The sequence below is a fragment of the Streptomyces asiaticus genome, assembly GCF_018138715.1.
Lineage (GTDB): Bacteria > Actinomycetota > Actinomycetes > Streptomycetales > Streptomycetaceae > Streptomyces > Streptomyces asiaticus.
The window spans coordinates 4,929,356-4,955,794 of record NZ_JAGSHX010000006.1 but is presented as its reverse complement, the minus strand read 5'-3'; the positions used below and the strand labels follow the sequence as shown (position 1 = coordinate 4,955,794).

Sequence of the window (26,439 nt, the reverse complement as noted above, 5' to 3'; positions counted from 1 at the left end):
GCGGGTCGGTTTCAGGGGGTGAGCGGCGCGTCTCGCCTCCTCCGTATGAGTGACGAGATATGACGGTCGGCCGGGGCGTCGCACCTGCTGCTCGTACCCGCGTCAGCGGGCGGGGGGCGGGGCGGCGCTCCGGTCGGCGGCTGCGGCCTGGGTGCCAGCGGTACCGGAGGCATCGGTGACACCTGAAGCATCCGTGGCGTCGAGAGAGTTCAGCGCCTCGTCGAGCAGGCGGAGGGCCTCCCCTGGGGTCAGGGTCGTGCTCTCGGTGCGCAGCTTCTCCACCGGGGCCTGGCCCAGCGCCTCGCTCGCGCGCGCCGCGGTCGCGCCGACGTCCCCGGCCACCAGCGGTGAGCGCGGCAGCCGACCGCGCCAGCCGTCGGCGGCGCCCAGCAGCCGCGCGGCGAGCGGCTCCTGTCCGCATCCCGCCAGGAGTTCGGCCGCCGACTCCGCCTGATGGGCCAACAGCAGCTCCATGGAGTTCACCGCGAGGCCGTCGCGCAGCGTGTTCCGCAGCTTGCGGAGTCCGCCGACCAGATCGCCCTCCAGGCCGGTGATACGGGCCTCCAGGCCGTTGGCCACGACCCAGAACTGCGGTGGCGAGGTGCCGCGCAGCGCACGCCGTCGCGCGGCGTCGCAATACGTCCTGGCCCGTGCCAGATCGCCGCGTACCAGCTCGGCCTCGCTGCGCACGATGTCGTTGAAGGCCAGCACGTCCTGGGTACCGCAGCGCTCCGCCTCCTCCTCGGAGCGCTCCACCAGCCTCAGCGCGCCCTCCACATCCCTTTCGTGGACGGCGAGGTCGGCGAGGCGGGTGTAGAGGAACGGCACCTCGGTATGGGCGCCGAGTTCCTGTGCGAGCCGCGTTGCCCGCTCATACGCGGCCTTCGCCTCCCCGAACCGGCCGCGATGGGTGGCGATCTCGCCGCGCGCGCCCTCCACCTGGGCGAGCATCCAGCGGTCGCCGACGCGGGCGGCCAGCTCGCGCAGCTCGGCCATGTCGTCGCCGGCGCTCTCGACGCCGCCCGGCATGTCGATGGCGAGGTGGGTGCGGTACATCAGCGTGACGCCGAGCGCCCAGTCGTCGCCGTGGGTCCGGCAGTGGGCCACGTTCCGGTCCATCAGCGGCAGCATGTCGCCGCTGAAGCCCTGGATGACAAAGGCCGCGAAGGGCCACAGAAGACCGGGGAAGGACGCGCTGCGGGGCCCTGAATGGCTCGCGTAGGCGTCGCGCATGCGTATGGCCGCGTCCCGGATCTCGGGGTCGCTCGGATCCGGGCCGGTGCCCTGCTCGGCGAGCAGGAAGAAGAGCAGCAGCCGCAGGTCCATGAACTGCCAGTACCGGGTGGCTTCCTCGTCGACGCCGTCCTCGCCGTCCGGAACCCGGGCCGGGATGAGCGGGAACTGGTCGAGGGGATGGCTGCCGCCCGGTGCCCGGTCCGCCTCGCCACCCAGTCCCCGGTCCGCCTCGCCGTCCGTGCCGTGGGGTCGGCTCTCCAGGGCCAGGGCGCGGCCGACCCATGCGGCGCCCTCGTCCCGGTAGTTGCGCAGCCACCAGAACCACGCCAAGTCGCGGATGAGCGCGAAGACGGTGCCCTCGTCCGCGGTGGTCAGGGAGCGGTGCAGCGCTGCCCGGATGTTGTCGAGGTCGGCCTCGACGAGGCGCAGCCAGGGCAACTGTCCGGCGGAGCGCAGACGGGGCTCGGCGGTGCGGATGAAGTCCCGGAAGTGGGCGGTGTGACGGGCCACGGCGGCCTTGTGGTCGGCACGGGCCACGACGTCCTCGGTGGCGCGCTCGCCGACGTACTCGTTGATGGTCTCCAGCATCCGGTAGCGGGGCTCGCCGCCCGCCGGGCCGGAGGACTCCGCCGCCGCACCGTGCGACGGATGGTCGACGATCAGCAGTGACTTGTCGACCAGCGCCCCGAGCAGTTCCAGTACCTCGGCGGGCGCGATCCTGGCCTGGGGGCGCGCATGAGAGCGCGTGGGGGCGCGCGTCTCGGCGTACGCAACCGTGTCGCCCGGTTCCGGCGTGCTCGCCATCGCGTCCTCAAGGACGTCACGGATGCCGACGCCGTCCTCGGTGACGCCATCGGCGTCCTTGTCGTCCGTGTGATCCGTGTTGTCCGCGTGGTCCGCACTGCCCGTGCTGCCCGTGCTGCTCGTAAGGGCGCTCGCGCCGGGCGGGGCGTCCGCGCACACCGCCTCGGCCGCGGACAGGGTCCACCCGCCCGCGAAGACCGACACACGGCGCAGCACAGTGCGCTCGCGCTCGTCCAGGAGGTCCCAGGACCACTCGACGACGGCCCGCAGGGTCTGCTGGCGGGGCAGCGCGGTTCTGCTGCCGCTGGTCAGCAGGCGGAAGCGGTCGTCCAGCCGGTCCGCGATCTGGCGTGGGGTCAGCAGCCGCAGCCGCGCCGCGGCCAGTTCGATCGCCAGCGGCAGACCGTCCAGACGCCGGCAGATCTCCGCGACCGCGGCCGCCGTGTCCGGGTCCGCCGCCGGGTCGAAGCCGGGCCGTACGGTGGCCGCGCGCTCGGCGAACAGCTGGTGGGCGGGGGCGGGCGGCAGCGGCTCCACCGGCCTTACGGTCTCGCCGGGCACCCCCAGTGGCTCCCGGCTGGTGGCGAGCACGGTCACCCCGGGGCAGTGTGCGAGCAGGGTCTCAGCGAGCCGGGCCGCGGTGTCGATGACGTGCTCGCAGTTGTCGAGCAGGAGCAGCAGCCGGCGGTCGGCGCAGTACTCGACGAGGCGACTCGTCGGATCCCCGCCGTCCGCGCCCGTGGTGCGGCTCTCGAGCCCGGAGGCGGGCAGCATGGTCTCGCGGCGGCCGACCGCGCTCAGGACGGCACCGGGGACGGCGGAGGGCTGGTCGAGCGGGGCGAGTTCGGCGATCCAGACGCCGTCCGGGTAGCCGTCCGTCACGGCCCCGGCGGCCTCCTCGGAGAGGCGGGTCTTACCGGAGCCGCCGGGGCCGGTGAGGGTGACCAGCCGGGCGCCCTCCAAGTCACAGAGGATGTCGCCGATCTCCTTCTGGCGGCCGACGAAGCTGGTGAGGCGGGCCCTGAGGTTGCCGTGCGGCAGAGGCGGCACGGCGGTGCGCGAGCCCGCGGTGCGTGATCCCGCGGTGCGTGATCCCGGGGAGCGTGATCCCGGGGTGCGCGGGCCAGCAGTGCGCGAACCCGCCTCCCCGCCGTCGACGCGGCTTCCCGCCCCGCCGTCGGTTCGTCCGCCCCCGGCCCGGCCGTCGAACGCGCTCCTGGCTGCTCTGCGGCCGTCGATCGCCCTGCCGTCCGCCCGGGTTCCGCCCCCGCTCCCCTCGTGGCCGTCGGCCCTCGGCGGAGCGGTCTGCGCGGTGGGCTCCCCGCCGCGCGGCTCCCGGAGGGCTTCGGCGTCCGTCGTCAGCAGCCGTCTGTGGAGCTCCTTCAGCTCAGCTCCCGGGTCGGTGCCGAGGCGGTCGGCGAGGATCCTGCGGACGTCCTCGTACGCCGCGAGGGCGTCGGCGGAGTGACCGGCCGCCCGCAGCGCGCGGATCAGCTGGGCGTGGAACGTTTCGTCGAGCGGATGGTCCGCGACGAGCTCACGCAGCTCCGGTATGACATCCGTAGGGCGGTCGAGCGCGAGGTCGGCGTCGATCCGGCGGTGCAGCGCGGTCAGCCGGAGCGCCTCGGGGCGGGCGGCGGCCGCGTCCCGGTCCGGCAGGTCGGCGAGGGCCGGGCCGCGCCACAGGGCGAGCGCCTCACGGAGGGTGGCGGCAGCCGTCTCGGGGTCGTCGGCGTCCAGGGCGCGTATGCCCTCGTGCGTCAGCCGCTCGAAGCGCAGCAGGTCGACGTCGTCCTGGGGCGCGGCGGTCGCGAGGCGGTAGCCGCCGGGTGAGGAGAGGACGGCGTCCCTGCCGATGGCCCGGCGCAACCGGCCGACGAGCGCCTGGAGCGCGGCGGGCGCGTCATGCGGAGGGTCGTCGGCCCACACCTCGTCGATCAGGGCGTCGACAGAGGCCGGGGCGGTGCGTGCGGCCCTTACGGCGAGCGCGGCGAGCAGCGCGCGGATCCGGGGGCCGCCAAGGGGGAGCGGGTCGCCGTGGTCGTCGCGCGCTTCGGTGGTGCCGAGGATCAGATACCGCACAGGGGCCATTCTCCTAGGTTGCGGATTGCCGCTGGGGAGATGGTGCGGAGCGGCGGCGGAGGGGTCCATTCGTTTTCGTCCGCCGTAAGGACACCGGCTTCGCATCCGCCGTAAGGACACCGGCTTCGCATCCGCCGTAAGGACACCGGCTTCGCATCCGCCGTAAGGACACCGGCTTCGCATCCGCCGTAAGGACACCGGCTTCGCATCCGCCGTAAGGACACCGGCTTCGCATCCGCCGTAAGGACACCGGCTTCGCATCCGCCGTAAGGACACCGGCTTCGCGTCCGCCGTAAGAACGCCAGTCTTCCGTTCCCCGTAAGAACGCGCTCCCCGGGGCGAGATGTCACAAGGCGGCCTCATGCCGCCTCGGGGCGGAAGCCGTCACAGGCTCGGCCGCGGCGCCACTCCGCCCGCCACCGCCCGCTGTCGCGGCGCCGCGGTGCCCGTCCAGCAGGTGCCGCGGCGGGCCAGCAGGCGCCGCAGCCAGACTTCGGTGGAGACGAGCTCGGCCAGGCCGTCCAAGGGCAGCCGCTCCCCCTGCGCGGCGGCGCGCAGCGCCTTACGGACGACACGGGCCTCGATCAGGCCCGCGTCGGCCAGCAGCGGCGCGTCGAAGAGGGTCATCAGCTCGCCCGTCCAGGTGCGCATGCCGGTCCGTACGGCGGCGGTGTGGGAGGCGTGGGAGGTGGCTCCCCAGCCGGGGGGCAGCTCGCGGATGCCCGCTCCGGCGAGGACCGACCGCAGCACCGCGGCGCGCGCCCCCGGTTGCACCCGAAGCGCTTCGGGGAGCGCGCGGCAGGCCCGTACGACCTGGTTGTCGAGAAAGGGCGCGTGCAGGCGCTGGCTGCGGATCTCGGCGGCCTGCTCGAAGACGCGGTGGTCCGCCGCGTAGCGGGCCAGGGCGGCGTCGGCGCGGCGCTCCCCGGGGCGGCGCAGCAGCACGGGGCGCACGGCCGCCTCCTCCAGCCGGACGGACACCTCGGCGAGCGTCTCGCCGGTGAGCCAGCGGGCGGCGGGCCCGGGGCGGCACCACGTCAGGGCGGCGAGGGAGGCGGATACGGCGCCGGGGCCGTGCAGCGCCTGCTCGTCGGCGAAGTGGTGCTCCATAAGGCGCGCGGCGGCCTCCTGGACGCCGTCGCGGTAGGAGGTGCGGGCCAGCCGTCGGGCGGCCCGGTAGACCGTGAAGGGCACGAAGAAGGACTGCGCGGAGGGGCCGTCGGCCTTGGCGAGCGCCGTCGCGGGGCGCAGCAGATGGCGTCTGCGGCGGTCGAGCAGCAGGTCCGCGAGGCGCGCGGGGTGGGCGTCGAGCACCTGGCGGGCGCCGTGCCCGATGAAGTGGTCGGCGCTGCCCGCGGCGAGCCGGCGCCGGTGGCGTTCGGCGATGACGAGGGAGGGGCCGGGCTCGTCGGTAAGGGCGCCGGTGTCGAGGCCCGCGTACGGCAGGGCGTCCTCGCCCGCGGCGACGACCACATGGTGCAGCCGTGGATTGGCGGCGATGGCTCCGGCCCGTTCGAGTTCGGCCTCGCGGGTGCGCGCGCCGCCCGCCGTGGCGAGGTCGTTGAAGGTGACGGCCAGGAGCCGCTCGCCCGCCTCGGTGCCGTGTCCGAAGAGGGTGCCGGGCATCCCGGGGAGACCGGCGGCGAGCAGGGCGAGCGTGGCGGAGGCGCTGCCTCCGGACAGATCGGCGCCGATGCCGGGGGCCGGGGCGCCGCGGGCCGCCCGCCGCTCGGCGGGCCCCATGCCGGGCACAGGGCCGGGGTCGAGGTCATCGGTCTCGGGGGCGTGGCGCGGGGCGGTGAGCCGGGCCCGTACGGCCTCCACGAGGGCGTCCCGGACCGCGTCCACGGCCTTGTCCTGCTCGAGCGGGGGCGCGGCGACGGCGAGGGACGCGGTGGGCTCGTAGCCGGTGATGTCGCGGGCGCCGTCGCGCAGGATCAGCGCATGGCCCGGGGGGACGCGTCTGACGCCCATATAGGGCGTGCCGTCGCCCATGGCCTCCGGCGAGTCGGGGCAGGCGAGCAGCGCGCCGAGGTGACCGACGTCGAGCTGGGCCTCGATGAGATCGGCGAGCGGGAGCGCGGCGGTGGCGTAGGCGGTGCCGCCTGCCCAGTCGGTGTGGAAGACGGGCCGGGCGCCCGCGAGATCGCCGACGATGGTGACGCGGCGGCCGGCCTGGGCCACGGCCGTGTAGCTGCCGGGCCAGGCGGTCAGATGGCGCAGGGCGCCGCCGCGGGCGGCGAACAGGCCCACCCGCAGCTCCTCGTCGGAGGCGCCGCAGCAGCCGAAGACGGCGAGGCGGGTGAAGGGGTCGGTCTGGACGACGCGTACCTCATCGGGCCGCCAGTCGCCGACCGCCCACAGCGGATCGGGGTCGGACCACAGGAGTTGGGCGCCGACCGGCTGGATCGCACGACCCTCCGAGGAGACCGGGCCGGATGCGGTACTGCTCCACCCCACCAACCACCGCATCGCCGCCTCCACAGGCTGTGGGCATCCAGGGCAACCAAGAAGTAGGTGCCATCATGCACAGCATGTTGACGGTTTCGGCATCGAACCGGACAACAACATGGATCTCCTGGATGTCCTGTGACCACAGATGACCGCAGGAATCGCAGAGTTGATCCCAGGGGGTGACGCCCCTCACGAAGGCATCCGTAAGGAGCCCGCCGAGGGAACCACCGCCGGTAGCGACCCACCGTTCCGCCGTGGCCCATGCTGCCACGATTGGGGCGCGCAAGAGCGCAAGGGCATCGATGAGTGTGCGGAGCGGCGCGCAAGAGGCGCACGAAGGGGCGCACGGAAAGAGCGCCAACTGAGCGCCGATCGCGCGTCAACCAGCAGACCACACGGGAGGCTTACCGCCGCGCGCCGCGACGGCCACCGTATGCGGCGGCATCCGCGGCATGTGCTACGCGCGCTCACCGCTCCGGGGAAGAACTGGGCGGAATCCGTGCCGAATCCGGGCGCGATCCACGCGGAAGAGGGCTTCCCGCGTCGGGCCTCCCCCTCCCCGGCCCGACGCGGGAGCCCGGCCGTGAGGGGCGATATTCAGCCAAATTGCCGTGGCGCTCTCGTTGGTCTTGCGGACGACCTGTAAGGACTCGACTTCCGCCTCTCGCGCCTCCTGACACGACAGTCCGGGAGGCGGCATTCGCCTCCCGGACCGTTCCGCCGCCCGCGGGGAATGAGGCGGCGGCGTCCCCCAGCCCACTGGATCCAGTACAGCGGGCCGACCCACGCAGGACCCATCGAAACGTCCCCGCCACGACTGAGACAGAGCGCACACACGGGCGCACAGCCACACACACCGGGAGCACGCGTCACGCCCCGCACGCCCGTTCGTACAAGAATCTCGCCATCCGGGACACCACCTCTTAACGGTCGGGATGCGGCGAACTACGCTGGGTTTACGAATGCCCCGCGCTTATGCAGGGGCGGCCGTCAGTGCTGTCGAGGGGTGCGCATGTCCAGGGAGCCACGCGGGCCGAACGAAAAGCTCGGCACCGTTCTCGCCCTCGCTGGGATCAGCAACGCCGGGCTCGCGCGCAGAGTCAACGACCTCGGCGCCCAGCGTGGCCTGACGCTTCGCTACGACAAGACGTCCGTCGCGCGCTGGGTGTCCAAGGGCATGGTGCCCCAAGGCGCCGCGCCACACCTCATTGCGGCTGCGATCGGGAGCAAACTCGGCCGCCCCGTCCCCCTGCATGAGATCGGCCTGGCCGATGCCGATCCGGCCCCCGAGGTCGGGCTTGCCTTCCCGCGCGACATCGGCCAGGCCGTCCGCTCCGCGACCGAGCTCTACCGGCTGGATCTCGCGGGTCGGCGCGGCGGCGTCGGCATCTGGCAGAGCCTGGCCGGATCTTTCTCAGTAAGCGCGTACGCCACCCCGGCCTCCCGCTGGCTCATATCCCCCGCCGACAGCTCGGTGGCCCGCGAACCCAAGGACGCCGAGGACGGAACCACCGCCGCGAGCACCTCGGGCGCGGCGGCGCCGGACGCCATACCGCCGCAGCGCGTCGGCCACAGTGACGTCACCAAGCTGCGCGAGGCCGCCGAGGACGCGCGCCGCTGGGACTCCAAGTACGGCGGCGGCGACTGGCGTTCCTCCATGGTTCCCGAGTGCCTCAGAGTCGACGCGGCGCCCCTACTGCTCGGCTCGTACAGCGACGAGGTCGGCCGCTCGCTCTTCGGCGCCACCGCCGAACTGACCCGGCTCGCCGGGTGGATGGCCTTCGACACCGGCCAACAGGAGGCCGCACAGCGGTACTACATCCAGGCGCTGCGCCTGGCCCGCGCCGCGGCCGACGTCCCCCTGGGCGGCTATGTGCTGGCGTCGATGAGCCTCCAGGCCACCTACCGGGGCTTCGCCGACGAGGGCGTGGACCTGGCCCAGGCCGCCCTGGAGCGCAACCGCGGCCTGGCCACCGCCCGCACCATGAGCTTCTTCCGACTCGTGGAGGCGCGCGCCCAGGCCAAGTCCGGGGACGGGCCCGCCTGCGGGGCGGCCCTGAAGTCCTCCGAGGGCTGGCTGGAGCGCTCGCGGGCGGGCGACCCCGATCCGTCCTGGCTCGACTTCTACAGCCATGAGCGGTTCGCGGCCGACGCCGCCGAGTGCTATCGCGATCTCCGGCTGCCGCGCCAGGTGCGGCGCTTCACCGAGCAGGCGCTGGCCCGGCCGACGGAGGAGTTCGTACGGTCGCACGGGCTGCGGCTCGTGGTGTCCGCCGTCGCCGAACTCGAGTCCGGCAATCTGGACGCGGCCTGCGCGGCGGGCGCCCGTGCCGTGGAGGTCGCCAACCGGATCTCGTCCGCGCGCACCACGGAGTACGTGCGCGACCTGATGCGGCGCCTCGAGGCGTACCGCGACGAGCCGCGCGTCGCCGAGCTGCGCGAGCAGGCGCGGCCGCTGCTGGTGGCCCCGGCGTGAGGCGTGAGGGGCACGGGGGCGGATGCGAGCGGCACGGGGGCGGATGCGAGCGGCACGGAAGCGGGTGCGAGCGACCGTGATGAACGGTGAGGCGAGAGCTGCCCGGAATGGGCGGCTCAGAGGTGCGCCGCCCGGAAAGAGCGGTTCGATATGAATCGATCCATATGACCGGTCGAGCTAGCCCGGACCCTAGTCCTCACTTGGGTTTCGGGCCGTTGTCAGTGGCGCGGGTCATGATAGGGATCGACGGTCGGGCGACTGGACGGTGTGGCGCGTGGGGAGGTGACATGGCGTGACGGCGTTGGACTGCGACGTGCTGGTGATCGGGGGCGGGATCGTCGGCATGTCGACGGCGTATGCGATCACGCGCGCCGCGCCCGGCACCCGCGTGACCGTGCTCGAGAAGGAGGCGGGCCCGGCCCGCCACCAGACCGGGCGGAACAGCGGCGTGATCCACAGCGGTATCTACTACCGGCCGGGGTCGCTCAAGGCGCGGTTCGCGGTGCGCGGCGCCGCGGAGATGGTGAAGTTCTGCGCCGAGCACGGCATCCCGCACGAGGTCACCGGCAAGCTCATCGTCGCCACGGAGCGCTCCGAGCTGCCGAGGCTCCACGGCCTCGTCCAGCGCGGCAGGGAGAACGGCATTCCGGTCCGCGAGCTGGGCCCCGCCCAGATCGCGGAGTACGAGCCATGGGTGCGCGGCCTCGCCGCGATCCATGTCGGCACGACGGGCGTCTGCGACTTCGGCGCGGTGACGGCCCGGCTGGCCCGGCTGGCCCAGGACGCGGGCGCCTCGGTGCGGTACGGAGCGCAGGTGCGCACCATCGGCCGGCGCCCCTCTGCGGTCGCGGTGCGCACGGCGGACGGCACGGTGCTGCGCGCGCGGGCCCTGGTCAACTGCGCGGGGCTGCACTGCGACCACGTCGCCCGGCTGGCGGGCGACGACCCGGGCATGCGGATCGTGCCCTTCCGCGGTGAGTACTACGAGCTGGCGCCTTCCCGCGCCTCGCTGGTGAACGGCCTGGTGTACCCGGTGCCCGACCCGGCGTTCCCGTTCCTCGGCGTCCATCTGACCCGCGGTATCGACGGCGGCGTCCACATCGGGCCCAACGCGGTGCCGGCCCTCGCCCGCGAGGGGTACGCCTGGCGTACGGTGCGCCCGCAGGAGCTGGTCGGCACGCTGGCGTATCCGGGCTCCTGGCGGATCGCCCGCCGCCACTGGCGGTACGGGGCGGGTGAGCTGCGGCGTTCCCTGTCCAAGCGCGCCTTCACCGACGCCGTGCGCCGTCTGCTGCCGGATGTGACGGCCGACGACCTGATAGCGGCCCCGGCGGGCGTGCGCGCACAGGCGGTGCTGCCGGACGGCACGCTGGTGGACGACTTCCTGATCTCGCAGTCGCCCCGGATCGTCCATGTGCTCAACGCCCCGTCGCCCGCGGCCACGGCCTCCCTGCCGATCGGCCGCGAGGTCGCCCGCCGAGTGCTGGAGACCCTGCGGACGGAGTCGAGGGGGTAGAGACCCTGCGGACGGGGTGACGGGGCGGGCGGGGTCGAGGGGGTGGGGGCGCAGGCCCATCGCCGCCGCGGTACGGCCGGGACCGTTGCGGCAGGCACGGGCGGGCCTGTCTCCGCCGTACGGCCGGGACCGTTGCGGCAGGCACGGGCGGGCCTGTCTCCGCCGTACGGCCGGGACCGTTGCCGAGGTACGGGCCGGGGTCAGCCTCCGTCGTACGGGCCGAGCCCACCGCCGTACGGACCAGGCCCACCGCCGAGGCACGGGCCAGGGCCTGCCACGGCCGTACGGGCCGAGCCCAGCCGCCGCCGTACGGTGGAGCCAGGCCCCGCCGCCGTACGGGCCAACCCAGCCGCCACCGTACGGCCGAGTACGGCCGAGCCCAGCCACCGAGGCACGCCCGGGACCCACCACCCACCGCCCAGCCCCACCCGGTCGGCACGGCCGAGCCTCCCGCCCCCGCCCGTAGAATCGAAGCACTGTGTCCGAGAAGCCCACCACCCCCGATTCCCACGTGGAGCGCGCTCTGCCCGCCCCCCGTGACCGCAGCGAGCCGATGTTCCCCGGCGGCCCCGCGGCCGATCCTGCGGGCTCGCACCACGAGCGCCGCATCCGCTCCTTCCGCCCCCGCCGCGGCCGGGTGACCCCGGGCCAGGGCGAGGCGCTGCGCCGCCTGTGGCCGCAGTGGGGCCTGGACATCGACGGGCTGAGCCGTATCGACCTCGGTGAGTTGTTCGCCACAGAGGCAGGCCCGCGCCCCGGCCTCCCCGTCGTCCTGGAGATCGGCTTCGGCATGGGGGAGGCCACCGCGCAGATGGCCGCCGCCGACCCCGGCACCGGCATCCTCGCCGCCGACGTCCACACCCCCGGCCAGGGCAACCTGCTCGCGCTCGCGGAGCGGAACGGCCTGGACAACGTCCGGGTCGCCAACGGCGACGCGATCATCCTGCTCCGCGAGATGCTGGCCCCCGCCTCGCTCTCCGGGCTGCGGGTCTTCTTCCCGGACCCCTGGCCCAAGAAGCGGCACCACAAGCGCCGCCTCATCCAGCCCGAGTTCATCGAGCTCGCCGCCACCCGGCTGAAGCCCGGTGCGCTGCTGCACTGCGCGACCGACTGGGAGCCGTACGCGGAGCAGATGCTGGAGGTACTCTCCGCGAGCCCCGCCTTCGACAACTCCCAGGCCGACGGCGGCTACACCCCGCGCCCGGACTTCCGGCCGCTCACCAAGTTCGAGGGCCAGGGGCTGGACAAGGGACACCTCGTCCATGACCTGATCTTTCGCCGCAACGACACATAACGACCCCAAGGGGATGGGCATAACCCCTGAGTCCCCCTCCCCCTTTCGTTAGGGTCGGTTGAGTGCATCAGTCCCCGCCCCCGCAAGAACCGCCCGAGCCACGACCGGCCACGCCGCCGTACGAGGCGCCGCAAGGAGCGCGGCACGAGGCGTCAGACGGCGCACCGCACGGGACACCGCAGGACGCTCCGCACGGGGACGCACCGCATGAAGCGGCACGGACAGCGCCGCACGCCGACGTCCCGCATGCCGGCGCCCCGCATGCCGACGTCCCGCATGCCGGCGCCCCGCACGGCACGCCCTACGGCTCTCCGTACGGTGAGCAACACCCGTGGTTCCACACCGGCGCCGCACCGGCGGGCTGGCCGCAACCGCCCCGCCAGCGGCTGTGGGGCCCGGGCGGCCGCCTCGCCCGCGTCTGGCACAACAAGGCGCTCCGGGCCACCGCGCTCACCGGCCTGCTCTCGCTCTCCGGCCTGATCATCCTGGCGCTGGTGCGTGAGCAGACTGGCACCAAGGGCTTCCTGGTGGGGCTCGGCCTCGCCGTCCTCCCCGTGCCGCTGATCATCGCGGTCTTCCGGTGGCTGGACCGCGTGGACCCCAAACCCTGGCGAAACCTTTTGTTCGCGTTCGCCTGGGGAGCGTGCGCGGCGACGCTGGTCGCGCTGATAGCCAACGGCTTCGCCACCGAATGGCTCATGACCACCGTGGACTCCTCGTCCCCGACCGGCCAGGCCGACGCCGATGCCTGGGGCGCCACCTTCATCGCGCCGTTCGTGGAGGAGAGCGCCAAGGCGGCCGCCGTCCTGCTGCTCTTCCTCTTCCGCCGCCGTGACTTCAACGGGCTGGTCGACGGGGTCGTCGTCGCCGGAATCACCGCCACCGGTTTCGCCTTCACCGAGAACATCCTCTATCTCGGCTCCGCCTTCGTCAGCGACCAGACGCTCGGCTACTCCGGCATCCGCTCGACCACGGCCGCGACCTTCTTCATCCGCGCCGTGATGTCCCCCTTCGCACACCCCCTCTTCACCTCGATGACGGGTGTGGGCTTCGGCATAGCCGCCGCGGCGGCGCGGCACCAGCGCGTCCGCCGCGTCCTCATACCGATCGCGATGCTGCTGGCGGCGATGGTCCTGCACGGCGTCTGGAACGGCTCGGCGACCCTCGGCGGCTATGGCTTCCTCATCGTCTACGCCCTGTTCATGGTCCCGGTGTTCGGGTTGCTGACCTGGCTGACGATCTGGTCCCGCACCAAGGAGCTGCGCGCGATACGGGAGCAGCTCACCGCCTACCAGACGGCCGGCTGGCTCACCCCGCCCGAACCACTCGCGCTGTCCTCGATGCGCGCCCGCGGGATCGCGCGCGACCTCGCCCGCCGCACCCATGGCGCGGCGGCGGCCCGTACGGTCGGCGAGTACACCGCCTTCGCGACCTCGCTGGCCCTGCTGCGGCGGCGTGCGTACCGGGGTACGGCGGGGCCGGACTTCACCGCGCACGAGAAGGAACTGCTGGACCAGTTGTGGGAGCGGCGGGAGACCGCCCAGCCCGCCCTGGCCCACGCGGCGCTGTCGGTGCCGCTCCCCCACCCGCGCCGCGTACCCCGGCCGGCCCCGGGCACGATGCCCGCACCGTTCTGGCCCGCGGGGCCGTACGGCGGCGGGTACGCATACGGCTACGGAAGCGGTCAGGGCCACGGCTATGGCAGCCCCGCGTCCGGCTACGGCTATGGCAGCCCCGGGCCCGGCACCGGCCACGGCGGCCCCGGGTCCGGCTATGACCCCGGCTCCAGCGCCCAGGCGCAGTACGGGCCCCACCCCACCTACGCACCGTGGGGCGCCCCTCTCCCGCACGGCCCGCAACCACCGCGAACGCCGCAGCCACCGCAAGCCCCGCAACCACCGCGGAGCCCGCAGCCGCCCGCGAATTCGGCGACGCCGCACACCTCCCCCGTGCCGTACGGATCCGGCGGCCCTGAAAGTCGTCTGTAACCTCCCGCCCCTTTCGGACGTGTTCCTACATAGAAGCGGGGAGCACGCGGGGGCGCGGGGGATTCATGTCAGGACCATCACCTTCATCCACACCATCCGATTTCGACCAGTTCTATACGGCTACGGCGAAGCGGCTCGTGGCCGCGGTCTACGCGGCGACGGGCGATCTCGCCGAGGCCGAGGACGCGGTGCAGGAGGCGTATGCCCGGGCGTGGCAGCGCTGGGACCGGCTGACCGCCGAGGGTGATCCCACACCGTGGGTGCGCACCGTCGCCCTGCGCCTCGCCGTCAGCTCCTGGCGCCGCGCCCGTAACCGCATGCGGGCCCACTTCCGCCATGGCCCACCCCCCGATCTCCCCGATCTCGCCCCGGACCGGGTGGCGCTGGTCCATGCCCTGCGCGGGCTGAAGCCCGAGCAGCGTACGGCCGTGGTCCTGCACCACCTTCTCGATCTGCCCATTGAGCAGGTGGCCCAGGAGACGGGCGTCTCCCCCGGCGCCGTGCGCACCCGGCTGAGCCGTGCTCGCAAGGCCCTCGGCTCCCATCTCGCCGACCCCGAAGCGGATGCCGACAGCGAGGCACCGACACCGATGCCGGCACCGCCTCCCCACCCGCCCGTCTGCCACCCCAAGGAGGTGCCCTCCCATGGCTGATCTGGACGAGCGCCTGCGCGATATCGCTCGCGATGTCGAGCCCTCCATACGTCTGGCGGGCCCGGAAGCCGTGCGTTCGCGGGGCCGTCGGCGCCGCGCACGGCAGCGCGTCACGATCGCCGCCGCGGCCGTCCTGGCGGTGGCCGCCGTGACCGCGGGCTCGTGGCGGCTGCTGCCGGGCGACGACTCCACCCGTACGCTCCCGGCGGCACCGCCCGCCCCGCGAACGGACCGCGTCCCGGGGGCGCCGATCCCCGCGAGCGCCCTCCTTCGCCCCTCGGCGCTGCCGTTCGACGCGATGACGCGTTGGAAGACGGCCGACTCCGCCAGCTCCGCCGACGACGGCCGGGCACCGCTGCTCGACCTCTCCCCCAGCTGCCGCCTCGACGGTCCGCGCCCCCTCGCCCAGCGCACCCGCGACTATCAGGGCCGCAAGGCGGAGCAGGCACGCCACACCATCAACGCCTATGCGAGCGACGGCGAGGCCGCGAAGGTCTTCGCCTCCCTCGAGGAGACCCTGAAGGACCGATGCGCCCTCTCCAAGGCGCTGGGCACCACCTCGTCCCCCAACCTCGCGGCCGGCCGGCCGACCACCATGACCTACGGCTGGCACTCGCCCCGCGCACCGCATGACGCCCAGGTCGTCCTGATGCGCTCGGGCACCCGGGTCGGGGTTCTCCAGGCCCAGGGCATCGGCAGCCCGTCCGGCGACTACACCGACGGCCCCTCCGCCTACTGCATATCGGTCTCGCTGTGGCGCCTCGATCCCACCGCCACCGCCTCCCCCGGCCCGTACCGGGCCAACCCCGAGGAGGTGAAGAGGCGTTGCTGACCCGCTTCTCCCCTCCCACCACCGCTCACGACTCCCGCAAGAGGTCCTCCGTGCTCTCCGTACGTTCCCTGCGCACCCTCACGGTGCCCGCCATCGCCGTCGCCCTGCTCGCCGGATGCCAGTCGGCGTCGAAATCCGCCTCGGTGGATCCGGCCGACGCCAAGCCCGCCCGGATCACCATCACCCCGGGCAGCGACTCGGAGGCGATAGCCCCCGACGCCCCGGTCAAGGTGACCGCCTCCCACGGCACCCTCACCAAGGTCCGCATCGCCCCCGACGGCGCCGGTTCCCAGGCCGTCACGGTGACCGGCGCCCTCTCCCACTCCAAGACCAGCTGGCGCTCCGACCGCACCATGACCCCGGGCACGACCTACACCGTCGAGGCCACGGCCATCAACGCCGCCGGTAAGACCGCCGTCCAGCACTCCACCTTCCGCACCCGCTCCGCCCAGCAGGTCAACGGCGTCACGGTCACCCCGTCCAAGAGCGCCACCGTCGGCGTGGGCCAGCCGGTCTCCCTGGCCTTCGACCACCCCGTCACCGACAAGGCAGCGGTGGAACGCAGCCTCTCCATCTCCACCAGCCCGAAGGTCGAGGGCTCCTGGGGCTGGGTCAAGGACCCCCTCACCGGCATCGAGCGCGTCGACTGGCGCCCCAAGACCTACTGGCACAAGGGCACCAAGGTCACCCTCCGCGCCCGCCTCAGCGGCGTGAACACCGGTGACTCCCGCTACCTCCGCCGCGATGTCTCGACCACCTTCACCATCGGCACGCCCCGGATCTCCAAGGTCGACATCAAGAACCACACGATGACCGTCTACGAGGACGGCCAGAAGCAGAAGACCATCCCCATATCCGCCGGCCAGCCCTCCTACCCCACCTGGAACGGCACCATGGTCGTCCTCGACAAGGCCCCCATGGTCAACATGACCAGCGAGTCCGTCGGCATAGCCGACCCCTACAACAAGGACGTACCCTGGGCCGTCCACCTCACCACCTCGGGCACCTACGCCCACGCCGCCCCTTGGAACGAGGGCCTCGGCTACTTCGGCCAGACCAACCAGAGCCACGGCTGCGTCGGCATGTCCCTCGCCGACGGCAAGTGGTTCTACAACCGCGCCACCCGAGGCGACATCGTCGAGATATCCGGCTCCACCCGCGCCACGGTCTCCACCGGCAACGGCTTCGGCGACTGGAACCTCTCCTACCCGTCCTGGCAAAAGCTCAGCGCCCTGCGCTGAGCCTGCCCACATAGCTGTGTGCCCTCCTACCACCTCGGTAGGAGGGCGCAGTTCTGCACACCTTGCATAGACGCGGCCCACACTCGCATCGATCACGCCGCCTCTGCGAAGCTGGTTCCATGTCCGACTCTGAGCAATGGGTGCCACCGCCGGGTTCGTGGGCTTCCTCCGCAGCGCGGCGCCGGAACATGCAGGCGATCAAAGCGCGTGACACCAAGCCTGAACGCGTGATCCGCCAACTGCTCCACGCTCAGGGGTTCAGATACCGAGTAGCCGCACGTCCACTGGCCCACTTGCGCCGGACGGCCGACATCGTCTTCCGACCGGTACGAGTCGCCGTATTCATCGACGGCTGCTACTGGCACGGCTGCCCCGAACATTACGTTTCCCCGAAAACCAATCCCGGCTACTGGACAGAGAAGGTCGCGGGCAACATCGCACGTGACCGTGACACCGACAAGAACCTCGCCGAGGCGGGGTGGGTCGTTCTCCGGTTCTGGGAACACGAACTGTCAGAGACGTGCGCCGACAAGATCGCCGCTACAGTCATCGCCCGCCGGGCGACGGGGGCCAACGGTAAGGGCTGAGACGGGGAACGCCTCCACTTGGTAGGAAACTGAGTCTTGCCTAGCGGAATCCCCTGCATCTTCCATTACATATTCTTTGAGCAACGTTTCCCGCTCTTCCGGGCGCAAAACGGCCGCAATGGCACGGCCCACAGCTTCTGCGACGGGCGGCGGGAAAGCATTCCCGACCTGCCTATACCGCGCCGTCTTCCCTCCCTGGAACTGCCAGTCCTCCGGGAAACCCTGAAGCATCGCAGCTTGCTGGACAGTCAGCATCGGGCCCGCAGGGCGGAACAAATCACGCTCCGGATCACAATCCTCAGGGTTATTGGCCACTCCTGTGGCGTCAACCCCCATGGCCGCCCACGCCCGCTTTGCCCTAGTGGGCCCCAGATCCGCACCGCCATGCTTTCTCGAACCTCCCACGAGAGTGGGTGCGATACCCTCAGTGGAATTCGCCTCAGCCTTCTCAGCCAGTTCCAGCCAAGTATTAAAAACCTGACGCCCTGAACGCTGCTTACCTCGCGCGCGCTTGCCCTGGTAATTCTTATCCCAGAATTCTTTGCACCGCCGAAGCATGCTGTCATGGAGAATCTTTCTGACCGAGGCAACATCACCTCTCACCCTCTTAGGCCAGACAAAATCTCCAGCATTCGCAACATCTTCATGAATGACCACCAGGATGGCCCGCGGCCGCAGCTGAGGAACGCCAAAGTCACGAGCCTCAAGCAGTCGCCAGACAGACCTCATGACCTTATCTTGTCGCTCAACAGGCCAATCCGGATCAATCTCGGGAACGAGATATCCCAAACTCCCCAGCTGTGCCAAAATCCGCCGACGATAATCAATGAAAACATGCGGAGGCTCGAGAATGCCACGCACGTTTTCAATCATTACCGCTTTCGGCCGAAGCTCCTTGACGATCTTGAGCATTGCCGGGAAAAGGTCACGCTCGTCATCTTCACCAAGGCGTTTCCCGGCTAGCGAGAACGGAGGGCACGGAACACCGCCGGCAAGGAGAGAAAGGCGCTCATTTCCAAGTTCGAGACCCTTATGCTGATCAGATTCAAGGAAATCGTTGACGTCCTGAGATTTGAGCTCTTGGGCCTTTCCCGAATCCCACCAAGGCCAATTCCTCACGTTGGCCTTGAGGGTCTCCACCGCATGCGAATCCCACTCGACGAGAGCCCGATGTTCAAAGCCCGCCTTGTGCAGCCCAACGGCCTGGCCACCAGCCCCCGCGCAGATTTCGACTGAGGTAAGAGGCGGGCTGTCCTGCGGACTGTGTGGGGGGCTGGCGCCCATGAACGGTCCTCCTGGCTGAGACACGCAAAGTTGCTACGTTACCAGGGGACAGCGTAGACGCTAACGGATCAGGTGACCCACAGCATCCGTCTACTGGCGAAGAGTTCCGTTTCTACCGATGTGGCGGATCAGGGCCTCCACATCGCTGGGCGCGAGCCCTGCCGCAACCGAAGGCTCCTCCTGCAAGTCAGAGAGTTGCTGCACCGATGGATCATCCAGGATCTTGCCCATGAACTCCAACTTCAGATTGAGCCGTGCCTCGACCACCTCGTCAATCGTGTTCCGCACCGCGAGCACAGTGACCCTGGTGTCGGTGCCGGGAGCAAGGCCAAGGCGGTGGATACGGTCCAGGCTCTGCAGGAACCGTCCTGCGATGAAGTCACGGTCCACGTATACGGCGTCGTGGCACACATGGTGAAGGCTGATGCCCTCACCCAGCGTCGCCGGGTTGGAGATCAGCACCTGACACCCGGGATCCTCACGGAAGCGCCGGAGTTGTTCCTCACGATCAGGGGTCCCGCCATAGACAACCGCGGGGCTGTACTTCTCCAGGAGTTGCGCCAATGTGGTGAGACTCCGAACGAACGTCGTCCAGACCAGGGTCTTCCGGCCACGCTCGGCATTCTCCGCGACGATCGCCAGGGCTTCCTTGTACTTGGGCGAGAGCTCGTAGTCCGGGAGGTTCTGCATGAGCGCGTACAGGGAACCGCCCGCCGGGATCTCCAGAGGCGGCAACTGGTAAGCCAGGGGCTCGTAACGGGTAGCGCCCTCAAGGAGCAGGGCCGGACTCGTCGCCGCCATCAGCAGCCTCAATGCGGTCTTGCCGAGGGAGCTGAGGTCCTCGCGAGCGTCCCCCGCGGCTATGCCCCCGACCAGCGAGCTATAGATCTCGCTGTGGAGTTCAGGCATGTCCACGTACCTCATCCGCAGTTCCATCGGCGGCAGCCCAAGCTCCTGCTTAGTTGTCCGAGTGAACAGCGGCCGCAGCACCGTGCTGGCGTAGGCGAGGTCTCCGCCGGCCACCGCGTTCGATACAGAGCGCTGACCGTGGCCCGGCCAGACAAAGCCCAGCAGGTTCTCCAGGTCCTTGGATCCGTTGGGAGCGGGGGTACCCGTAAGGATGAGCCGCCTCTGTGAGAGAGGGCCCAGCGCCATGCAGGCTGCTCCATAGGTGCCTCGTGAGCCGAGCTTCATCCGATGGGCCTCGTCAAGGATGATCATTGCAGGGGCTGACTTCAGCCATCCGGCAAGGGTCGAGAGCGAACGATCCAGCCGTTCATAGTTGACGATCAGCACCTCCGCCCACTGGTCGAGAGACCGGTCGAGGACGTGCGTGCGGAGTGGATGGCGGAAGCACACAGCAGTCTCGTACTGCCAGGATTCATAAGCGGACTTGGGACAGACGACCAGGACCCTGCTCACCTTGCCCTGGGCCCGCTGCGCGGCGTAGACCGCCAGAGCCACGCGTGTCTTGCCGGCACCTGGAACGCTGAAGTTGGCCCCGTGCTGAAGGGACAGCAACTTGGCGATGTCCCGCCGCTGGAACTCGCCCAGCTCAGCGTCCCACTCAGCGCCGAGGAGGCCGAGAACATCGTCAGGATCGACTTCGCCGACGTGGTCAGGGGTGTCAAGCCGCTTCTTGACCGTCTCCGCGTCCTGAAGGATCCCCACCACCAGCGACTGGAGGTCCGGGGCCCACTCCACGCCAACGGGGTGGGGCCAGGTGCTTATCGCGTTCAGCTTCCCCAGAAGATCGTCGAGTTGCACCGAGGCGGTCAACGGGCCAAGCTGGCCGCCCGAACGGAAACGGGCGGCCAGCTGGACAAGGTCCTGCCGGTACTGCTCGGTAGTCCTCAGCACAACCTTGGTCCGCGTCTCATCAAACCCAAGGTGCAACGAAGTCCCGGCCGAGGCCTCCGCCATCAGGAGGCCTCCGCAGCCGCGGCATCGATGAGCCAGGAGACGCCGTCGCCGGGGTGCGGCATACCGCGACCTGCCTGCTGGGCCAGCTTGCGGAGACTCTCGCGCAGTTTCAACACAGCCTCGTCGAAGGCCTCCTCGTCAAGGGAGCGCGAGGCACGAGCCTGGACGAGATCCACCACGCACAGATCAATATCGGCACAGGCATCAGCGAGGCGTGCCGGCGCCATCTGCTTGCGCTTGCGGAGCCGGGCGTCGCGGCCCGCGGCCTCGAGCGCTACGTCAAAGGCTTTACGGGCGTCGTCGAAGACAACTTGTGCGTTGCTCTTCTCACTGTCGGGCACCTGAGGATCGGTGCTTAGCGCGGCTGCCTTGGCCCGCAGTACGTGATCATTGAGTGCACGGGCTGCCGAGACAGTTATCGACGCGCCTGGAACTGAGACACCTAGCCCCGGAACAGCCACCGCCTCCTCTTCGACGGCTACTGAGCTCAGGCTCGCCGGCATCCTAGGACCGAGGTACCGATCCTGGAAGTCCTCCTCGACATGACGCACATCGGTCTTGGCGAATCCGAGCATGATCGCGGCCATCCGCACTTCCTTGAGCACTTCGGCCTGGTCCGGATCACTAGCAGCAAGCTTCTCGTAGGCGCGGTGAAGCTCCTTCAGCTTCTCCTGGTGATCCTCGAAGTCCACGAGACGCAGGGCTACCCCGCCGCCACTCCGGCTGCGCTCGATCATGTCCAGGATAGTACTGAGGATCCAGCGCTCCTGGTGATACGTAGACGCTTTGATCCGGAATTCCTTTGCGATGGCCTCCGGAGTCCGCCCCAGCGCAGCCTGCTCCTCCATTGCCAGCAAGCGATTGATGTAGGAGTATTCACGGCGGTGATCCTTGCGCAACTGTAGAGAAAGCTCCACCGCGTTGATGTCTGCCCAAGTGAACGACTCGGGCAGCACTCCCACCCGCATCGACTGGGCACCGTTCTCCCGGAGCGCGGCAGCGCGCGTGTTGCCGTTCACCAGGATTCCCTGGTGGGTGATAAGGCCAGGGTCGTTCTGGCCGAACTGCTTCAGGCTGTCCGTAAGCTTGTCGAAGTCCGGATCCCTGCGACTCGGGTTCGCCGGCTCTGACTTCAGCAGAAACGTCAAGTACTCCTGACTCTCAGCACTCCACGGGTCCTTGTCGAGCGCCTCGTCCCGCGCGGCATCGTGACTGCGTTGGGCCCGGATTCGATGGGTACCTGGGTTGAAGTACAGCCCGGCAAGCGGGAGGTCAACGACCTCCACGTGCAGCGGCTGCCCGTTCCAGTCGACGGTGACCGTCTCCCGGGTACCCCCTGAGTTCCTGACCTCCTCCAGCCTCTTCTTGACCAGCTCACTGAACTCCGCCGCACGGGGCGGCGCCCCGAACTCTCGCAGCACTGCTTCCCTCCCCTTTCTTAGTTGCTCTCGCCGTCCACAGCCTGCTTGACGGCCTCACGTGATTCCGCCGGCAGCGTCCGGAAGACCCCCCACAACTTCTCAAGTGGACTAAGCGTCCGACGATCAGCCTCGATCCAGCCCGCGAAAACCTTGCGCTCAAGCGGGGCCAGAGCCTGGACCGTACGCAGGACCTCGCCAAGGTCCGCCTGACGTTCCCCAGAACCGTTACCACACCGCTTGCACTCGGTGACCATCTGGACTTCTACTGTCCCGTCCGGCAACAGCACGTTTCGGCGAGCCACATTCAACTTCGACAGCTCAATGCCGTCGCCGTACGACTCACCCATGCCGATGCCACACGTACGGCAGAGGAAGTTGTCCTCCTGCCACACCTTGATGCGCTGCGTTGCCGTGAGGCTGTTCTTGTGCTTGGCAATCTTCGACTGCCCCGGAATCCAGACTTCCGCTCCCTTGCTGACGTACCGCTGCTCCTCCTGCTTCAAGGCAGGGTCGTCGCGGCTCGTGTCGATCCGCCAGCCGTGGTCGCGGAGGTCCCGCAGCCGCCGGTCAATCTGTGCTACGTCCGGGAAAGCCTGCCGCAACTGCGCCTTCGTGAAGATATTGCCTTCCCCCACCTCTGTCTCCAGCCACAGGGCCGCGCGGATCTTGCCTCCGAACTTCCCGTCCTGCCACGACGGCAACGTCGCCATCCTCTGTCTCCAATTCAGCCATACGGCACGCCAAAGAAACGCCATGGACACGACATACACGGCGTTCCGCCCCGATCTCCGGCGGTCACACCATTGAGCACCGTTGGCGAGCGGACGTCCAGAGCAAATCGATGTTGCGCGAAAACGCGTCAAACTCCAGTGCTGCACAATGAATCAGGCGGACCGGCGAGAGAAGAGGTGCCGTTACCGAGTGGCCAGGAAACGAGTTGGTTCCAAGATCAGCGACGAGCTGCCGCCGGGGAGGCGCAGGCTTGCCGAGCTCCTGCGGACCTTGTACGAGCACGTGGGTCAGCCGACGCTGGCGGCGTGCGCCAGGCATCTTGAGCACCGTGGATTCAAAACGAGTCCGGGCGTAATCTCCCGTTATGTCAACGGAGACCGCCTACCGCCGGAAGGTTTCATCACCCACCTCCACGCCGCTGCCGTTGAACAGGCAGGAAGTGAGGAGGCAGTCGGCATCACCCGCGAGGAGGCTCTTGCCGCGCGTGCAGCCGCGGAGTCGTGGCGCTGCAAGACATGTCCGGAGCTTCGCCGCACGAACCACGGTTTGCAGCATGAGGTCCGGGAACTCCGGCGGACGAAGGCCGGCTTAGAGAGACGGCTCATTGCCGCCCAGGAGCGAGTGGCGCACCTGCCGGTCCCCTCCACGCAAGGGGACCGGCAGCAGAGAGCAAGCGGAGTGGCTGCCGCCACACAGATCGCCGCCATGGCCGAGAAGCTGAAGGAACGGGGTGACGTCGAGGCGGCGCTTGCCATGGTGCTGGAGTCCGCCGAGGTCTTGTCCCCTCCTGAGAGTGCCGCATCCCTCGCCCTGCTCCGGCAGAAGCGGCACGATGAACTCGCGGACACGCTGATACAGATCTACGGACGCGACAAACCGGAGAAGCTAGTCATCCGCGCGGCCCTAGAACTCTATGAGTACGGCATGGCTGACGATGCCGGCGCGATGCTTCGAGCCGCCGCCGACTGATACGCCGGCACAGGCAAGTCCTAGCGTCACGGGTGGTCAGCCCGGGAGCCCGCTAGACGGGTCACGGAATGTCGTCGCCGCCCCTCTTTGGATCGTGGAACGTCGCGCTCAGCCGGCCCTCTGTGTGTCGCTCCGTGCAGCCTCATGACGGGTCTGGGCGCGGTCGAGGATGTCGTCGGCGTCGAGGCCGTGCGCGGTGAGCCAGTGCAGTAGGTCCAGGATCAGACTGGTTGCCGACTCTTCCAGGACGGGACGGTGAGTGAGTCGCGTGGTCGGCCTGCCGAACGCATGGCCGTAAGCCTCCATCACTTTTGTCGCACGTTGGATGCGGCGGCGGGATTCGTCCAGGGCCAGGGGCAGCTCGCACCAGACCGCCTTGCCGGCCACCGTGCGGGTCGTGCCCCAGGCGGCTGACAGGGCGGCGAGGAGTTGCAAGCCGCGGCCGGACTCTTCCTCGCATGTGGGGTGGAAACTCTGGGGTTCCTTGTGGCTGTTGTCGTGCAGTTCCAGACGTAGCTGATCAGTGCCCGCGTCGAGGACGAGCGTGGCCGCGGTTCCCTGACCGACGTGTTTGATCACATTCGAGGCCAGTTCCGTGGTGATCAGCTGGGCCTCTTCCGTGAGCGCCGACATCCCCCAGCCGACGAGCTCGGCTTTGACGGCTCGGCGAAGGTCGGCCAGTTGGGGTGGCTCGGCGGCGAAAGGGAGGATGCAGCGGCGGGGGTGGGGTTCGGTGACTGAGAAGCGGTACATGGCCACACTCCTTGGGCGCTACGTCAGCGCTGCACCCAGCCGTGTCCGTACGACTGCGCTGCGTAGCCTCGCTGGTGCGAGTATGGCACCGAGAAGTCTCGCCATGTAACTTCTCACAGAATCTCGGAAGAGTGAATCTGGTGGTCTGCCAACTTCCGGCGCCCATAGCCTTGTTGTCGCTGATCTCCGTCACGGGTCAGCTCAGAAGGAAGAGGTAGTCGTCATGCCGGTGCGGGCCACTACTCGTCGACGACAGCTCGGCGTCATGATGCGCAAGCTCCGAGCCCGTAAGGGGATGACGCTGGAGGAGGCAGGTCGCCTCGTCGGGGTTTCGAAGGCGACCGTCAGCCGGTACGAGACGCAGGAAGGGCCTGTGAAGTGGCCCATCGTGGACGCGTTGTGCCGTGAGTACGGAGCGAGTGAGGCGGAGCGGAAGGCCGTGGTCGGCCTGGCCAAGGACGCGAAGCGCCAGGGGTGGTGGACCTCCTTCGCGGATTCCTTGCCGGAGAGCATGAACCTGCTGTTCACGTTGGAGGACGAGGCGGCTCGGGAGGATCACTTCGCCTGCCTGTACGTGCCGGGGCTTCTGCAGACTCGCGGCTATACGGAAGCGGTGCAACACGCGTCGGAGATGAGGCTGTCCGCGGAGGAGGTCGAGCGGCTGGTCGACCTCCGGATGAAGCGGCAGGAGATTCTGGGCCGACCGAAGCCACCACACCTGTGGGCCATCCTCGATGAGTCCGTGATCCGGCGCGTGGTCGGTTCGCGTGAGGTGATGCGGGAGCAACTGGGGCACTTGTTGCGCGCCAACGAGTCGCCTGACATCACGCTTCAGGTGCTGCCGTTCGCCAAGGGCGCGCACTCAGCGGCCATGGGGAGCTTCGTGATCCTCGGGGGTGCCGAGCCCTCACTGGACGTCGTGTACGTCGACATCCACGTCGGCTCGCTCTTCATGGAGAAGGACGAGGAACTGGAGCGCTACCGGGTCGCGTTCGACTACCTTCGCGCTCAGGCGCTGGACATGGCCTCGTCCTCCGCCCTCATCGAACGCGTCCGTGAGGAGATCTGATGCGCGAGCCCTGCATATCCGACAGAGACGGTGGCTGGTTCAAGTCCTCCTACAGCGGTGCTGGCAACACCGAATGTGTCGAAGCTGCTTTCCGTCCGGGTTCGACCGTCGTGCGGGACTCCAAGGATCCGGGCGGGCTCGTGATCGGGTTCTCGCACCGGGCGTGGACGGACTTTGTGACGGCCTTGCGGGATGGGCAGTTGGGTTGAGGCCCGTTTCCGCGAAGATCTGACCGTCTCCTTCGTACGTCGATCTGGCTGCCCTAACAAAGCCGCTTGCCCACGGCAGTGGCTGCGGACGATCATTCGGGGATGAGAGCCGAGGTGCGGGCATTCGTTGCCGATGGGCCGCTTCCCGATGAGGGGGCGAGTGGAGAAGAGATCGACAGGCGCGTCGAGCAGCTTGATGCGATCCCGAGACCGGTCACGGCCGAGGAGGCCAGGGCTCTGACCGACTGCTTTGGGCCGGACGATTGCCATGGCGTCGCCTGGACGCTGCTGCACCTCGTCGAGACGGGTCCGAACCCCGTCATCACCGTCAAGCCCGAGCCGGACGCCAATGAATGGCGGGACCGTCTCTGGATGCGGGCCTTGAATGCGGGGCTCGTGGAGGAAGGCTGACGGGCCGGCAACGGTTCCCCGTGTCTGCTGCGTAGGGTCGGGGCGAGGAGATCCTTCACGTGGGAGGTATGGGGATGGCTGGAGTGCCGGCGGGGGTTGTGGCTGCGGGTGGGTTGGTTGGGGGGTATTCGGTGGCTCGGTGGACCAAGAGGCGGCCCTTGGGTGGGGTTGCCCTCGCGGCTGCGGGGGCGGTGGCCGCTCGGGGGTGGCGGGAGAAGGCGGGGAACGGGACCGCCGCCGCGCTCAGTGCGGCGTACGTCGCCGCGTTCGCCGGGTCGCATCCGCTGGCGAAGAAGATCGGGGCCTGGCCGTCCGTCTTCGCCGTCGCCGGTGGCGTCGCCCTCGCGTCCTGGGCTCTCGCCGATCGGCGGTAGGGGGTCCCTGGGCCGTATGGAGCGGTTCGCGTTCGTGCGGGGGGGCTCAGGCGGGCGGGGCTTGTTGCCCGCCCGCCGTTCTACGGTGCCCCGCCGTCTTCCGCTCAGTCCTTACGGCCCCCGCCCCGCCG

The 26,439-nt window shown here is 69.8% G+C and carries 20 protein-coding genes; 13 read left to right on the top strand and 7 right to left on the bottom strand.

The features are described 5' to 3' along the window. Positions 1 to 102: 102 nt before the first annotated feature. Together KHP12_RS28420 and KHP12_RS28415 are read right to left on the bottom strand one after the other, a co-directional pair. Positions 103 to 4,131 (bottom strand): AfsR/SARP family transcriptional regulator, encoded by a 4,029-nt coding sequence (locus KHP12_RS28420; protein WP_246643157.1) that lies wholly within the window; start codon positions 4,129 to 4,131, stop codon positions 103 to 105. 375 nt (positions 4,132 to 4,506) lie between these two features. Beyond that, positions 4,507 to 6,594 (bottom strand): asparagine synthase-related protein, encoded by a 2,088-nt coding sequence (locus KHP12_RS28415; protein ID WP_211833895.1) that lies wholly within the window; start codon positions 6,592 to 6,594, stop codon positions 4,507 to 4,509. 994 nt (positions 6,595 to 7,588) lie between these two features. Between KHP12_RS28415 and KHP12_RS28410 the strand changes: the two genes are divergently transcribed. The 8 genes from KHP12_RS28410 to KHP12_RS28375 all read left to right on the top strand — a co-directional run bounded on the left by KHP12_RS28410 (position 7,589) and on the right by KHP12_RS28375 (position 17,163). Next, positions 7,589 to 9,052 (top strand): NsdA family TPR-like regulatory protein, encoded by a 1,464-nt coding sequence (locus KHP12_RS28410; RefSeq protein ID WP_086885785.1) that lies wholly within the window; start codon positions 7,589 to 7,591, stop codon positions 9,050 to 9,052. Between the two features lie 292 nt (positions 9,053 to 9,344). Continuing rightward, on the top strand, positions 9,345 to 10,568 hold the full coding sequence (lhgD, locus tag KHP12_RS28405) for an L-2-hydroxyglutarate dehydrogenase (protein ID WP_086885784.1): 1,224 nt from the start codon (positions 9,345 to 9,347) through the stop codon (positions 10,566 to 10,568). Positions 10,569 to 11,046: 478 nt separating this feature from the next. After that, complete coding sequence (gene trmB / locus KHP12_RS28400; protein ID WP_210609626.1) at positions 11,047 to 11,862, top strand: tRNA (guanosine(46)-N7)-methyltransferase TrmB; 816 nt, start codon at positions 11,047 to 11,049, stop codon at positions 11,860 to 11,862. Between the two features lie 62 nt (positions 11,863 to 11,924). Further along, complete coding sequence (locus KHP12_RS28395; protein ID WP_372455234.1) at positions 11,925 to 13,850, top strand: PrsW family intramembrane metalloprotease; 1,926 nt, start codon at positions 11,925 to 11,927, stop codon at positions 13,848 to 13,850. Between the two features lie 65 nt (positions 13,851 to 13,915). Next, on the top strand, positions 13,916 to 14,503 hold the full coding sequence (locus KHP12_RS28390) for a SigE family RNA polymerase sigma factor (RefSeq protein WP_086886082.1): 588 nt from the start codon (positions 13,916 to 13,918) through the stop codon (positions 14,501 to 14,503). Next, positions 14,496 to 15,335, top strand: coding sequence for a hypothetical protein (locus KHP12_RS28385; RefSeq protein WP_086886083.1), 840 nt, complete (start codon positions 14,496 to 14,498; stop codon positions 15,333 to 15,335). Before KHP12_RS28390 ends, KHP12_RS28385 begins: the two co-directional genes overlap by 8 nt. Then, positions 15,329 to 16,576, top strand: coding sequence for a L,D-transpeptidase (locus tag KHP12_RS28380; protein ID WP_211833894.1), 1,248 nt, complete (start codon positions 15,329 to 15,331; stop codon positions 16,574 to 16,576). The genes KHP12_RS28385 and KHP12_RS28380 overlap by 7 nt, the downstream gene beginning before the upstream one ends. Before the next feature lie 119 nt (positions 16,577 to 16,695). Beyond that, entirely contained in the window at positions 16,696 to 17,163 is a 468-nt protein-coding gene (locus KHP12_RS28375; protein WP_211833893.1) for a very short patch repair endonuclease, read from the top strand. Here KHP12_RS28375 and KHP12_RS28370 read toward each other — a convergent pair. The 4 genes from KHP12_RS28370 to KHP12_RS28355 form a co-directional block, all read right to left on the bottom strand. Continuing rightward, entirely contained in the window at positions 17,089 to 18,447 is a 1,359-nt protein-coding gene (locus KHP12_RS28370) for a DNA cytosine methyltransferase (RefSeq protein ID WP_211833892.1), read from the bottom strand. The two genes, KHP12_RS28375 and KHP12_RS28370, sit on opposite strands and share 75 nt — an antisense overlap. Before the next feature lie 90 nt (positions 18,448 to 18,537). Next, complete coding sequence (locus tag KHP12_RS28365; RefSeq protein WP_211833891.1) at positions 18,538 to 20,370, bottom strand: DEAD/DEAH box helicase; 1,833 nt, start codon at positions 20,368 to 20,370, stop codon at positions 18,538 to 18,540. After that, positions 20,370 to 21,791 carry a ParB N-terminal domain-containing protein gene (locus KHP12_RS28360; protein ID WP_211833890.1) on the bottom strand — a complete coding sequence of 474 codons (1,422 nt, stop codon included), beginning with the start codon at positions 21,789 to 21,791 and terminating at the stop codon, positions 20,370 to 20,372. Before KHP12_RS28360 ends, KHP12_RS28365 begins: the two co-directional genes overlap by 1 nt. Before the next feature lie 17 nt (positions 21,792 to 21,808). Then, entirely contained in the window at positions 21,809 to 22,501 is a 693-nt protein-coding gene (locus tag KHP12_RS28355) for a KpnI family restriction enzyme N-terminal domain-containing protein (protein ID WP_211833889.1), read from the bottom strand. A 211-nt stretch (positions 22,502 to 22,712) separates the two neighbouring features. Between KHP12_RS28355 and KHP12_RS28350 the strand changes: the two genes are divergently transcribed. Further along, entirely contained in the window at positions 22,713 to 23,492 is a 780-nt protein-coding gene (locus KHP12_RS28350; protein ID WP_211833888.1) for a hypothetical protein, read from the top strand. A 108-nt stretch (positions 23,493 to 23,600) separates the two neighbouring features. Here KHP12_RS28350 and KHP12_RS28345 read toward each other — a convergent pair whose 3' ends face one another. Beyond that, positions 23,601 to 24,245, bottom strand: coding sequence for an ATP-binding protein (locus KHP12_RS28345; RefSeq protein WP_211834923.1), 645 nt, complete (start codon positions 24,243 to 24,245; stop codon positions 23,601 to 23,603). Positions 24,246 to 24,468: 223 nt separating this feature from the next. On the opposite strand from KHP12_RS28345, the gene KHP12_RS28340 reads away from it, so the two are divergent. The 4 genes from KHP12_RS28340 to KHP12_RS28325 all read left to right on the top strand — a co-directional run bounded on the left by KHP12_RS28340 (position 24,469) and on the right by KHP12_RS28325 (position 26,308). Further along, the gene (locus tag KHP12_RS28340) at positions 24,469 to 25,314 is read left to right on the top strand and encodes a helix-turn-helix domain-containing protein (RefSeq protein ID WP_211833887.1); all 846 of its coding nucleotides are present in this window, start codon (positions 24,469 to 24,471) and stop codon (positions 25,312 to 25,314) included. Continuing rightward, positions 25,314 to 25,523, top strand: coding sequence for a DUF397 domain-containing protein (locus KHP12_RS28335; RefSeq protein ID WP_211833886.1), 210 nt, complete (start codon positions 25,314 to 25,316; stop codon positions 25,521 to 25,523). Before KHP12_RS28340 ends, KHP12_RS28335 begins: the two co-directional genes overlap by 1 nt. A gap of 102 nt (positions 25,524 to 25,625) precedes the next feature. Next, the gene (locus KHP12_RS28330; protein ID WP_246648718.1) at positions 25,626 to 25,934 is read left to right on the top strand and encodes a hypothetical protein; all 309 of its coding nucleotides are present in this window, start codon (positions 25,626 to 25,628) and stop codon (positions 25,932 to 25,934) included. A 74-nt stretch (positions 25,935 to 26,008) separates the two neighbouring features. Then, positions 26,009 to 26,308 carry a hypothetical protein gene (locus KHP12_RS28325; RefSeq protein WP_037953329.1) on the top strand — a complete coding sequence of 100 codons (300 nt, stop codon included), beginning with the start codon at positions 26,009 to 26,011 and terminating at the stop codon, positions 26,306 to 26,308. The last annotated feature ends 131 nt before the right edge of the window (positions 26,309 to 26,439 follow it).

Coding starts and splice junctions, on each gene's coding strand:
- KHP12_RS28420 (WP_246643157.1), bottom strand. CDS start 4,131: ATGGCCCCTGTGCGGTATCTGATCCTCGGCACCACCGAAGCGCGCGAC.
- KHP12_RS28385 (WP_086886083.1), top strand. CDS start 14,496: ATGGCTGATCTGGACGAGCGCCTGCGCGATATCGCTCGCGATGTCGAG.
- KHP12_RS28375 (WP_211833893.1), top strand. CDS start 16,696: ATGTCCGACTCTGAGCAATGGGTGCCACCGCCGGGTTCGTGGGCTTCC.
- KHP12_RS28340 (WP_211833887.1), top strand. CDS start 24,469: ATGCCGGTGCGGGCCACTACTCGTCGACGACAGCTCGGCGTCATGATG.
- KHP12_RS28370 (WP_211833892.1), bottom strand. CDS start 18,447: ATGGGCGCCAGCCCCCCACACAGTCCGCAGGACAGCCCGCCTCTTACC.
- KHP12_RS28330 (WP_246648718.1), top strand. CDS start 25,626: ATGAGAGCCGAGGTGCGGGCATTCGTTGCCGATGGGCCGCTTCCCGAT.
- KHP12_RS28335 (WP_211833886.1), top strand. CDS start 25,314: ATGCGCGAGCCCTGCATATCCGACAGAGACGGTGGCTGGTTCAAGTCC.
- KHP12_RS28365 (WP_211833891.1), bottom strand. CDS start 20,370: ATGGCGGAGGCCTCGGCCGGGACTTCGTTGCACCTTGGGTTTGATGAG.
- KHP12_RS28345 (WP_211834923.1), bottom strand. CDS start 24,245: ATGTACCGCTTCTCAGTCACCGAACCCCACCCCCGCCGCTGCATCCTC.
- KHP12_RS28410 (WP_086885785.1), top strand. CDS start 7,589: ATGTCCAGGGAGCCACGCGGGCCGAACGAAAAGCTCGGCACCGTTCTC.
- KHP12_RS28415 (WP_211833895.1), bottom strand. CDS start 6,594: ATGCGGTGGTTGGTGGGGTGGAGCAGTACCGCATCCGGCCCGGTCTCC.
- KHP12_RS28390 (WP_086886082.1), top strand. CDS start 13,916: ATGTCAGGACCATCACCTTCATCCACACCATCCGATTTCGACCAGTTC.
- KHP12_RS28355 (WP_211833889.1), bottom strand. CDS start 22,501: ATGGCGACGTTGCCGTCGTGGCAGGACGGGAAGTTCGGAGGCAAGATC.
- KHP12_RS28325 (WP_037953329.1), top strand. CDS start 26,009: ATGGCTGGAGTGCCGGCGGGGGTTGTGGCTGCGGGTGGGTTGGTTGGG.